General features: G+C 55.0%; 12 protein-coding genes. 8 read left to right on the top strand and 4 right to left on the bottom strand.

The window, feature by feature from the left end:
* The first annotated feature begins 88 nt into the window (after positions 1 to 88).
* From G403_RS0118305 to G403_RS25085, 8 genes are all read left to right on the top strand, one after another.
* Positions 89 to 1,018 carry an electron transfer flavoprotein subunit alpha/FixB family protein gene (locus G403_RS0118305; RefSeq protein WP_027855269.1) on the top strand — a complete coding sequence of 310 codons (930 nt, stop codon included), beginning with the start codon at positions 89 to 91 and terminating at the stop codon, positions 1,016 to 1,018.
* Positions 1,019 to 1,359: 341 nt separating this feature from the next.
* A complete protein-coding gene (locus G403_RS0118300) occupies positions 1,360 to 3,030 on the top strand; it encodes an electron transfer flavoprotein-ubiquinone oxidoreductase (RefSeq protein WP_036234492.1) in 1,671 nt (556 codons plus the stop codon).
* A 133-nt stretch (positions 3,031 to 3,163) separates the two neighbouring features.
* Complete coding sequence (locus tag G403_RS25900; protein ID WP_084404109.1) at positions 3,164 to 3,937, top strand: cupin domain-containing protein; 774 nt, start codon at positions 3,164 to 3,166, stop codon at positions 3,935 to 3,937.
* Positions 3,894 to 4,184 (top strand): IS66 family insertion sequence element accessory protein TnpA, encoded by a 291-nt coding sequence (tnpA, locus tag G403_RS0118295; protein ID WP_027855267.1) that lies wholly within the window; start codon positions 3,894 to 3,896, stop codon positions 4,182 to 4,184. The genes G403_RS25900 and tnpA overlap by 44 nt, the downstream gene beginning before the upstream one ends.
* Complete coding sequence (tnpB, locus tag G403_RS0118290) at positions 4,181 to 4,525, top strand: IS66 family insertion sequence element accessory protein TnpB (RefSeq protein ID WP_027855266.1); 345 nt, start codon at positions 4,181 to 4,183, stop codon at positions 4,523 to 4,525. Before tnpA ends, tnpB begins: the two co-directional genes overlap by 4 nt.
* 28 nt (positions 4,526 to 4,553) lie before the next feature.
* On the top strand, positions 4,554 to 6,203 hold the full coding sequence (gene tnpC, locus G403_RS0118285) for an IS66 family transposase (protein WP_027855265.1): 1,650 nt from the start codon (positions 4,554 to 4,556) through the stop codon (positions 6,201 to 6,203).
* Entirely contained in the window at positions 6,193 to 6,462 is a 270-nt protein-coding gene (locus G403_RS0118280; RefSeq protein WP_027855264.1) for a hypothetical protein, read from the top strand. Before tnpC ends, G403_RS0118280 begins: the two co-directional genes overlap by 11 nt.
* 31 nt (positions 6,463 to 6,493) lie before the next feature.
* Entirely contained in the window at positions 6,494 to 6,817 is a 324-nt protein-coding gene (locus tag G403_RS25085) for a helix-turn-helix domain-containing protein (protein ID WP_084404108.1), read from the top strand.
* Positions 6,818 to 6,916: 99 nt separating this feature from the next.
* On the opposite strand, the gene G403_RS0118270 is transcribed toward G403_RS25085, so the two are convergent.
* From G403_RS0118270 to G403_RS0118255, 4 genes are all read right to left on the bottom strand, one after another.
* Positions 6,917 to 7,960 (bottom strand): hypothetical protein, encoded by a 1,044-nt coding sequence (locus G403_RS0118270; RefSeq protein WP_027855262.1) that lies wholly within the window; start codon positions 7,958 to 7,960, stop codon positions 6,917 to 6,919.
* Between the two features lie 477 nt (positions 7,961 to 8,437).
* The gene (locus G403_RS0118265) at positions 8,438 to 9,736 is read right to left on the bottom strand and encodes a TRAP transporter large permease (RefSeq protein WP_027855261.1); all 1,299 of its coding nucleotides are present in this window, start codon (positions 9,734 to 9,736) and stop codon (positions 8,438 to 8,440) included.
* A 7-nt stretch (positions 9,737 to 9,743) separates the two neighbouring features.
* Positions 9,744 to 10,241: a TRAP transporter small permease gene (locus G403_RS0118260; RefSeq protein WP_027855260.1), complete on the bottom strand. Its 498-nt coding sequence runs from the start codon at positions 10,239 to 10,241 to the stop codon at positions 9,744 to 9,746.
* Between the two features lie 74 nt (positions 10,242 to 10,315).
* On the bottom strand, positions 10,316 to 11,449 hold the full coding sequence (locus G403_RS0118255) for a C4-dicarboxylate TRAP transporter substrate-binding protein (RefSeq protein WP_027855259.1): 1,134 nt from the start codon (positions 11,447 to 11,449) through the stop codon (positions 10,316 to 10,318).
* Positions 11,450 to 11,533: the final 84 nt, after the last annotated feature.

Below are 11,533 nucleotides of genomic sequence, written 5' to 3'. Positions count from 1 at the left end.
CAGCGCCAGGCCGGTATCAAGGTGGACAGCGTGGATGCGCTGGTCGACAAGCTCCAGAACGAAGCCAAGGTACTCTAAGGGGGTTGGGATGAGCATTTTACTGATAGCCGAACACAACAATCAGGCCCTGAACCCGGCCACCCTCAGCGCCCTGACCGCTGCCACCGAAGTCGGTGGTGATATCACCCTGCTGGTCGCCGGTAGCGGTTGCCCGTCCGTGGCCGATGAGGCTGCCAACGCGGCGGGTGTGTCTAAGGTGCTGCTGGCGGATAACGCCGTCTACGAACATGGCCTGGCGGAAAATCTGAGTGCCCTGATCGCTGAGCTGGCGGGTAACTACAGCCATGTGATCGCCCCGGCCAGCACCACCAGCAAAGACTACATGCCCCGCGTAGCGGCCCTGCTGGATGTGGGTCAGCTCAGCGAAATTATCACCGTTGAGTCCGCCGATACCTTCAAGCGCCCAATCTACGCCGGTAACGCCATCGCCACCGTGCAGTCGCAGGATGCGATCAAAGTGATCACCGTGCGCACCTCGGCGTTCGACAAGGCTGCGGCCGAGGGTGGCAGTGCTGCCGTGGAAACACTGGCTACCGCCTGTGATGCGGGCACCTCGAGCTTTGTCGGTGAAGAGCTGGTCAAATCCGACCGGCCCGACCTGACCGCGGCTCGTGTCGTCATCTCCGGTGGTCGGGGCATGGGTAACGGCGAGAACTTTGCCCTGCTGGAAAAAGTGGCCGATAAACTGGGTGCCGCCATCGGTGCTTCCCGTGCGGCGGTGGATGCCGGTTTTGTGAGCAACGACCTTCAAGTGGGCCAGACCGGTAAGATCGTAGCGCCTGAGCTCTATATCGCGGTCGGTATCTCCGGTGCGATTCAGCATCTGGCGGGGATGAAAGAGTCCAAGGTGATCGTGGCGATCAACAAGGACGAGGAAGCCCCGATCTTCCAGGTCGCCGATTACGGACTGGTGGGGGATCTGTTTACGGTGTTGCCGGAGTTGGAGGCGAAGCTCTGATTGAAGCCTGTAAGCTTTTTGGAGACCGGTACCGTCGGCACTCCCCCTTCCGTGCAGCCGAGCATCGCAGGCTGGCAGCGGTAAAGGGGCCGGATGTTTGAGGCGAAGCCGAGTTTCCGGCACCGCGCTGACAGCTGAGACGCACAGGGGAGTCGGCGTAGCCGACCCAACGACAGGGGCGGTTTGGGATTGTTAAGGGACTTGTCCGCACAAGTCCCTTGACTCGCCACCCGGCGAAAACGGGGGCCGGAAAGACCTGCCCCTTTCGGCGAATTACCCAGAACCCCCGGACTCAGCATGCCCGATTTTACTGGGGTGCGAGGAATAACAACGAGGTATATATGCGCGAATCCATGGAATTTGATGTCGTTATCGTCGGAGCCGGGCCCTCCGGCCTGTCCGCTGCCTGCCGGCTGATGCAGCAGGCCCAGGAGGCCGAGCAGGAACTGACCGTTTGTGTGGTCGAGAAAGGCTCCGAGGTGGGCGCGCATATCCTCTCCGGTGCGGTGATCGAATCCCGTGCCTTGGATGAGCTATTTCCCAACTGGAAAGACGCTCCTGTGGAGAGTCGCGCTCCGCTGAATACCCCGGTTACCGCCGATGAGCTCTATCTGCTCAAGAGCGACAGCGCCGCCAAGAAACTGCCCAACGCCCTGATCCCCAAGACCATGCACAACACCGGCCATGGCCTGAACAACTACGTGGTCAGTCTGGGTAATCTTACCCGCTGGCTGGCGGAGCAAGCTGAAGGGCTGGGCGTAGAGATCTTCCCTGGTTTTGCAGCGGCGGAAGTGCTGTACAACGAAGACGGCAGTGTTAAGGGTATTGCCACCGGTGATATGGGCGTCACCGCTGAAGGCGAGCAGGGTCCCAACTATATGGAGGGGATGGAGCTGCACGCCAAGTACACCCTCTTTGCCGAAGGCTGCCGCGGACACCTGGGTAAGCAGTTGATCAGTCAGTTCAAGCTCGACACTGAAGCCGATGCCCAGCACTACGGCATCGGCATCAAGGAGCTCTGGGATATCGATCCGGCCAAGCATCAGCCCGGGCTTGTGGTGCATGGCTCCGGCTGGCCGCTTGACGGCGATACGACCGGCGGGTTCTTCCTCTATCACCTGGAGAACAACCAGGCGGTGGTCGGTTTGATTGTGGATCTGAACTACACCAACCCCTGGCTCAGCCCCTTCGATGAGTTCCAGCGTCTCAAACACCATCCGGTGCTGTCCCAGCATCTGGAGGGCGGCAGCCGGGTGGCCTATGGTGCGCGCGCCATCACCAAGGGCGGCTTCAACGCCCTGCCCAAGATGACCTTCCCCGGTGGACTAGTGATCGGGTGTGATGCCGGGACGCTGAACTTTGCCAAGATCAAGGGCACCCATACCGCGATGAAATCCGGCATGCTGGCGGCGGAAGCGGTGTTTGAGGCGATTCAGGGCGGCAGTGAAGGCGGCACTGAACTGACAAGCTTTGCCGATAAGTTCAAGAATTCCTGGGTCTACGATGAGTTGTTCCGCTCCCGTAACTTTGGTCCGGCCATGCACAAATTCGGACCGATCCTGGGCGGGGCGTTCAATTTTGTCGATCAGAATCTGTTCGGCGGCAAGCTGCCGATCACCCTGCATGATGACAAGCCGGACTATGCTCAGATGAAACCGGCGGATCAGTGCACCAAGATCGACTACCCGAAACCGGATGGCACGCTCAGCTTCGATAAGCTCTCCTCGGTGTTTATCTCCAACACCAACCATGAGGAAGATCAGCCCTGCCACCTGAAACTGGCTGATCCGACGATACCGGTCAGCAAGAACCTGCCTACCTATGCCGAGCCTGCGCAGCGATACTGTCCGGCCGGGGTGTATGAGGTCGTGGAAGAGGAAGCCGGGCCCAAGTTCCAGATCAATGCGCAGAACTGTGTGCACTGTAAAACCTGCGATATCAAGGATCCGGCGCAGAACATCACCTGGGTGGTGCCTGAAGGGGGCGGCGGCCCGAACTATCCCAATATGTAATAGGTTGGTGAAAAATCGAATCAACTAATCAGTTGTTGCTACTCATCCGGACCATAAAATTGGATTTGTATCGCAAAGATAAGAAAGACCGATAACAAGCATTTAATTATTATAAAAATAAGCGGGAATCAAAATGCCATTTCATCTAACAGCCTGTGATTATTCACTCAGAGGGGCCTACGCCTGCGAAGTGTCCGAGTTCATGAAACAAAGGCTCGGGAACCACCGACTTGTGACCCCATCCAACCAACTCAAATCGGCTCAAATACGCTACCGAAGGTTTGGGCTGCTCGAAGTCTCTGAGCACGGTTATGGTCATTCTCTGGACGTTCGCGTACCACCTATGGACGACATATACCATCTGCAGGTTATTCTATCGGGAACCTGTAGATGGAACATCGCGGATCAGGGCCTCCAGCTGGAGCGAGGCGACTCTATCGTCCTCTCCCCCGGGCAAGAGTCAAGCATGCTCTACTCAGCAGACTGCACCAAGCTCATCATAAAAATCCCGGGTGAGTTTCTGCGTGATGTTTCTCGCGAGTTTGGGTATCTGAGCCATAACAACCCAATCTGTTTTACTCACCAGGCGCTTCCCTACTCCAGCTCCACAAGCCTTCATAACCTTATTAATGACATTTCCACGTTAAAGCACTCGACCGGTGCAGACCGCATGTCCCTCTATTACGGTAAACTACTGGCGGGTGGCATTCTGGAAATTTTCGACAGTAACCTCTGCGTCCAACACCGCGCATCATCACTCCAGAACCATCAGATTGAGGTAAGCGTTCATTCCACGACGTTCTGCCACGGCGCTGAAATTCGCCCTAGAGTAGCCTCACATTTTTCAACGCGAGGTTACCCCCATGAGAAAGCACCGTACGCCAGAGCAGTGGAAGGCCCTGGTTGATCAGCAGCGCAGCAGCGGTCTGTCAGCTTACCAATTCTGTAAACAAGAGAACATTGGCTATGCCAGTTTCTGCAACTGGCGAAAGCGCCTGTCCAATCCGTCGACTGATGAGTCGTCAGGTTCCGGTGAAGCCGGTTTTCTGGATCTCTCATCGTTGATGGGCAACTCTCCATCTTCCGGCCCAAGCTGGAACATTGTGCTCAGCCTCGGCAACGGCGTCGAACTGCGGCTGAGTCAGAACGGATGATCGGGCTCGATAGCCAGGCGTGCATCTGGCTGTGTACCGAGCCCACCGACATGCGCAAGTCGTTCCGGGGCCTGAGTGCCCTGGTCCGAAATCAGTTGAAGCACGACCCACTCAGCGGTCAGTATTTTGTTTTCGTCAATCGTCGCAAGACCCAGATGAAGATGCTGTATTTTACCGCCACTGGGTATTGCCTATGGGCCAAGCGTCTGGAACAGGGACAGTTCCGGGTGCCGTTATCCGCCTCCGGTCAGCGGGCCCTGACCCTGACGGATCTGCAACTGCTGATCGATGGTATCGAGGTGCAGAAATACCGCCAGTTCAAGCGTTTTCGAGGCCTGTAGAAGGCGGACTTCCGGTATAATATCGGCTATGAATTCAACGGCTTCCGCTCCCCATTCCACTGCGCCCTCTTACTCGGCTCTGGCCGGGGAGAATGCGTTGCTGCGGGAGCAGCTTCAGGTCATGCAGCGGCAGCTGGACTGGTTCAAGAAGCAGCTGTTCGGCCCCAAATCCGAGAAGCAGGTGTATGACCTGCCAGAACAGGACAGCCTGTTCCAGTCAGGTGAAGCGCCAGAGCAGCCTGCGGGTGAAGCGCCAGAGCAGCCTGCGGGTGAAGAAAAACGCATCATCAAGGCCTATCAGCGTGGCACCGGCGGGAAGCAGCGGAGCGACGACTGCCTGAACGATACCGGCCTTCGCTTTAGCGCCGATGTGCCGGTGGAAGTCATTGAACACCTGCCACCGGAGCTGACCGGCCCGGAGGCCGATCAATACGAAGTGATCGGCAGCAAGACCACCTACCGGCTGGCTCAGCGGGCCTCCAGCTATGTAGTACTCAAGCTGGAGCGCCCGGTGTTCCGGCGTAAGGGAACCGCGAGGCCGGAGACAACGCCGGCGCCGTTCAACGTGCTGGACAACAGCCTGGCCGACGTCAGTCTGCTGGCGGGTTTACTGGTGGACAAGTTCCAGTTCCACCTGCCGCTGTACCGCCAGCACCAGCGCATGCAGCAAGCCGGCGTGACCGTCAGTCGCAGCACCCTGACTAACCTGGTCAAACGCGCCATCGACCTGCTGCGCCCCATTGTGGATGCCCAGACCCGAAACGTGCTGCGAAGCCGGGTGCTGGCCATGGATGAAACGCCCATCAAGGCCGGTCACCAGCGACGGGCAGGCCCGCAAAAAGGCAGGATGAAATCCGGCTGGTTCTGGCCGTTATACGGTGATGCCGACGAAGTGGTGTTCACCTACTCGAACAGCCGTGGGCGCGGCCATATCGAAGCGGTGCTCAGCGAATCGTTCAGCGGTACCCTGATCAGTGATGGCTATGCGGCCTATGCCCGCTATGCCGCCGCTCAGGAGAACATCACCCATGCCCAGTGCTGGGTGCACAGCCGTCGTTATTTTATCGAGGCGCAAAAGGATCATCCGGAAACCGTCACCGAGGCCCTGCAACGGATCGCAGTGCTGTACCAGAATGAAGAGGCTATCAAAGCTCAAGGGCTGACTAGCGAGAGCAAACACCATTACCGGTTGAAGCACTCAAAGCCAGTCGTCAGTGACTTCTTCCAGTGGTGTCGGGATCAGCTGTCACAAGGCGGGCTGGTACCCAGTGACCCGTTGACCAAGGCCCTGAACTACGTACTCAGCCGCGAAGCGAGCCTGACCGTATTCCTGGAAAACCCCGACGTGCAGCCAGATACCAACCATCTGGAACGCGCCCTACGGCCCATTCCCATGGGCAAAAAAAACTGGATGTTCTGCTGGACCGAACTCGGCGCGGAACATCTAGGGCTCATACAGAGCCTGATCAGTACCTGCAAACTGCACGATGTGAATCCCTACACCTACCTCGTGGACGTGCTGCAACGCGTCAGCCGACATCCGGCCCGCGACGTGGCAGACCTGACGCCACGGATCTGGAAAACCCGGTTCGCCGAGAACCCGTTGCGGGCGCTGATCGACCCACGTCATCCTGCTCGCCAGGACAACCCACTGGAGACCCCCGTTCATGCGCATTGAAGATATGAGTATCGATCAGTTGCTGGAACTGAACAAAGTCATCTGCCAGCGAATCGATGAGCTACAGGACCGGGAAACGCTCCAGGCGCTGAGCCAGTTGCGTGTGGGCCTGAAAGTGACCTTTGAGAGCCGGGAAGGTCCATTGATGGGGGTCGTTACCAAGATCAACCGCAAGAGCGTGATCGTGTTGGCGGAGGACGGCAGCAAGCAATATAAGGTATCGCCCGAGCTATTAAGACCCCTAAGGGATGTGAAGTAGGTCAACTACGTCGTGGAATGAACGCTTACAGATTGAGCAGGTTCGCAACTATGTAATCGAGCATATCTGCGGAGACCTCTCTATCGATAGCATCGCCCGCCACTGCCGTATAAGCCGCAAGTCGCTCTATAACCTGTTGGAAAAGGAGCTGAACGTGACGCCCTCCACCTATATCCGTCAGCTTAAGCTCGAGATGATCTACTCCGAGCTCAGTCAGAACCTTGCGGTTCGCAACGTCACTGAAATTGCCCTCAGATACGGTTTTTCCAACCTGGGTCGGTTCTCCGCTCAATACCGCGACCACATAGGAGAGCTCCCCTCTCAGACCCTGCGCCGGCTGGGACGCTGTGCCTGAGTATCGAGTGTCTCGAACGACAGCCTGATCATTAGCCGAACCCACACAAAAGAAAACCCGGGGAAGGGGGGCCCGGGTTTTCTCTTATCGCGTTTCCAATCAGAACTTATACATCGCCATGACCTCGATCTGCTGACCGGCTGTACGCAGCCCTGTCGGAATGGTCGTTGCACTGCGGTCACGCCACTCAATACCGAAATCCAGCCCCGGTACGTAAGTATAGATGAGGTTCACGTTGGTCATGCGTACAGTGTCTTCACCTTCACGCACGATTTCATCGGACTCCACCTGGCCATAACGCAGGTTGCCGCGAAGCTTGGGAGAGAACTTCTGGCTAATGCCGGCGTAAAAACCTGTAGTCGTCGTCAGGTCGTTCGATGCATCCACATCATCACCCCAGCCCGCATAGACAGCACCACCTTCACCACTGAAGGCACCCGCCGCAACGCTTGTGTTGCCAAACTTAAATTTACCACTCAGCTGAAGGCTCACACCAAATTCCGAGTCACTCGCAGCCGGGTCAGTTTCCACTTCACGTCCAGACACAGCGATGTTCACTGCATGTCCAGACTTCGCGCGATAGGTGTAAGCTGCCACGAGATCAGGGATATCTGCATCAGCATACAGCGGATCCTGCGCGGTAAAACGGAATCCGCCCGTCGTATAATGCACAACCAGATCAGGACGAACGACAGCACCGCTGCCGGCGAAGCTACCGACACCTGTGCCGAAGAAATCCAGGATCTCGACGTCAAACGGCGCGTTAGTCCAGAATTGACCATTCCAAGTCTGACCGACTGTCAGATTATCAACCTGCATGTAAGCGTGCCGCAGACGCCAGTCATAGCTGGTTGACCCACTGCCATAGAAGTCACCTTCCACAAAACCCGTTAGCTTATGACCCTCTACGGATTTGCTCGCTTTAAAGTTGACGCGAGACTGGCGCGCAGTTGAATCGAAGGAATCATCATCCCCATATGCTGTCTTAGCCACGTCATCGGGACGGTCGATTATAGCTTCGCCCTTAATATAACCGCCAACGCTGAACGTGGTTCCGTTAAACTCTCCCAGCTCAACAGCCGATACCTGCGTAGATATCCCAGCAACCATCACTGCCAGTGCCAGTTTATTTTTAATCATCATTTATTGGCCCTCATTATTATCGTTTTAACTTCGAAACCAATATCTCAAAGCTTCAATAAAACTGATATACATATAGTGTAAAGTCTGTACACCGAATGAACTTTACGGATAAATTAAAATCTACACTGCGCTCTATTCATGCCATTTAAAACCGAGTCAACAAAAACTTATATCCAGTTCAAAAAATCAATAGACCTGATAAAATATATGCATGGATACTGGAAGCTAGCCGGTAGAATATTGACAGTGGAAGTAAATGATCAAAAACGGAGACTTGCACTGGATGCGGAACCAGCACGCAGAGAGACAGGATGCGGCCGCGGAGTCAGTCGATCCGCAGCGATAGGATCAGGATGGAGTTTGGTCCGCCCTTTTTTCCGGGGCAATCAAACAAACGTAACTAAATGCAGGCGACAACCATTGCACAAAAACAGTTGAACACCTGCATTTAAAAATATTTATACGATATTAGATAAACTAGCCATCTGCCATAATCATAACGATACTCGGAAACGCTATAATCAATGCAACCACGACCAAGTCAGCAACCAAGAAAGTGGCCACTCCCTTAAAAATATCAACCAGTGACGCATATTGCCCGGCAACGCCTCTAATAACGAATATATTCATCCCAACAGGCGGCGTTATCATGCCAATTTCCAGTAGTTTGACAAGCAGAACACCAAACCAAATCAAACTAACGTCATAAAGTTCAAAAATTGGCAATAATACCGGCAGTGTCACCAGCATTGCTCCAAATGGCTCCATAAAAAGACCCAAGAGGAGATACATGACGACAACAACGAGCATTAGCTCCACATAAGAGAGATTACTGCCTGAAACAGCGGAAGTCAGTACATCGGCGATGCCACTGAGACTCAGGAACAGCGTAAACATGCTGGCGCCGATCCCTATAATCAGCAATGAAGACGTGGTTGCCAGAGTCTCCAAGAGCGCGGATTTGGCTTTCGCCCAATCCAGCTTACGCAGCGAAACCGAAAGAAGCAGCGCACCCGAAGCACCCACAGCACCCGCTTCTGTCGCTGTAAAGAAGCCGCCGAACATGCCGCCAAAGACAAGTACGACCAACAAGATCACCGGCCAGACGTCGAACAGCGCTTTAGCCGCACTGGTATTTTCAATATCTTTGGCCACACGAGGCACGATGTCCGGCCGGGCCCAGCTGACACCTAAAATAATCAGCGCATAGCTGATCGCGGTTAACAACCCGATTGTTATACCACCAAGAAACACCTGCGTAATGGAAACCTGCGCGAAGACACCATAGACAATCATAAGAATGCTGGGGGGGATCAGGGCACCGATAGTACCACCGGCGGCGATAGTCCCGCAGGCAAAGCTGGGCCGATATCCGCCCTTGACCATCTCGGGTATCGCGATACGCCCCATCGCTGCGGCACAGGCGACGCTGGACCCACAGACGGCAGCAAAACCTGAACTCGCGAAAACGCTGGATATGGCAATACCACCCGGCAACCATCTGAAAAACACCTTGGCGGCATTAAAAAGACCGGATGTAAGCCCGGAGTGATAGCAAATAAACCCCATGAGCAAAAACATAGGGACCGCGCTCAAGGTCCACTTGGATACAAACTCATAGGGCTTGGATGCGAGTAAGCTGATGGCGGTATCCCAGCCAAACATGAGGCTTATTCCACCCAAAGATACAGCAACCAGTGCGATAGCTATCGGCGTCCGCAACACCAGAAGAACGATAAGGATTGCCAGGCCGGCAAACCCGATTTCAATACCCATTATCCGGTTACTCCTCTCGATTCTGGGCAAACAACAATGGGAACCGCGCCAGCGTCACCAGAGTTGATAATCCGAAGGCGACCGGCAAAATGAGATACGTCGGCCAAACCGGCATCGGGAAATTCAATGACATTACGTAGGAGCCAATCTCATACTGCTCCATTGCCTTTTCCCAGGTAGCAACAGTCAGAATGCCATAGATCACGGCACAAAACAGAGCAACGCCACAATCCATATAAAGCCGACCTTTCGGGCCATAAAAACCACTAAAAGCCTCTACGAAGATCATGGTCCGGTTACGTTCGACCCAGGCCAGAGGAAGCAACGCCAGCGTTACCATGTAGTAACGGGTTACCAGTTCCTGGGTTGCAGGTATAGAACTCTCGATAGTGCTCCGCAGGAGGATATCTAATGTGATGTGCACCATCATCGCCAGGATACCCAAGGCACCTAGCAAAGCGACCCCTTTAGAAACACGATCAACCCAACATTGCAGTCGGTTCATAACGACAACCTTGCAAAAGGTGAAGAGGAGGTGTGCTCAAGCTGGCTAAGCCGTCACACCTCCGGCTGGATTTTTCAGAGGCCGTAGGTATTGAAGTCGACCTTCGACCAAATCTCCTGGTTCATCGCTTGCGCAACAGAAGCCGGGTCGTTATTGGCATCAGCCGCGATCTGTTCCCACTTCGCCACCAACTGCTCGAAGCGTTCCAGTTTGCCCGCTGCGTTCTCGATCTGATAGCGCTCGCTGGCCTGAGTTGCCGCTGTCTTCAGGTCACGCTCAACAAAAGCGTTAGTAGCATCCAACAGCGCCTGTGAAGGCTGCACTACCTCTACACCTTTATCGCTGGCCATCTTGATACCCTTATCAGAGAGGACCGCCCAACGATTGGTGCACTTTGCGCTGGCCAGTGAAGAGACTTCTATCAGAGCCCGACGATCTTCCGCCGGTAAGCTCTTCCAGGTATTGAGGCTGACGGCGTGAGAGATGTCGGAAAAGAAAGTACCGAGCGGGATTTCCGTAACGTACTTGATGGCGTCATCCAGTCGGAAGGAAACGATATCTGCGGAGGAAGCCACGGTACCGTCGATCACCCCCTGTGAAAGCGCTTCAAACTGCTCACCCACAGGAATACTTGCCGGAGAACCGTTCATCGACTCGACCCAACGCGAGTACTGTGGACCACCAACCCTGAGGCGAAGTCCCTTGAAATCGTCTACGTCCGTCACCGGTTTATTACTCAGGATCCGGTAGATATCTGTTGAATGAGCCGACGTAAAGACGATACCAAGCTTTTTCAACTCATCCTGACAGTCTTCACAGGTCACGATGTACTCGGTAATTGCAGCGCCCATGGCCTGGGGGTTGGAGCCCAGGAACGCCATGTCCGCGACCAGGTTGAACTCCGGCAGATCAGCAGGGAAATAAGCAGGCAGGAAAAGTCCGATATCAACCAGACCACTCTTGATCCCGGTCCGCATATCCCCAAGAGACGCTATCTCCGGACCCAGCAGCTTTCCACTGAGGTTACCACCCGACGCTTCGGGCAGGCTTTCTTGCAGAGACGTATAAAGCGGGTCAGTAGCGGGATGGGCAGGCGGCACACCCGGCGCCAGCCGAAGTTCTTTGGCTGACACAGCTTGACCGAAGCAAGCAACCACACCGGCAGCGATTGCCACACCTTTAGTGAGCCGTTTCTTGAATGTAGACATAGTAGACCCTTTTATTCTTAGTGTTTGTCATTTTGTCACAGGCCTCGCACCTCCCGAGCTTCGGATGCTCTCTATCGAGGCCTG

Origin of the sequence: Marinobacterium litorale DSM 23545 (assembly GCF_000428985.1) — a bacterium.
In the GTDB taxonomy this organism is placed as follows: domain Bacteria; phylum Pseudomonadota; class Gammaproteobacteria; order Pseudomonadales; family Balneatricaceae; genus Marinobacterium_D; species Marinobacterium_D litorale.
This window is presented reverse-complemented; position numbering and strand designations above follow the sequence as displayed.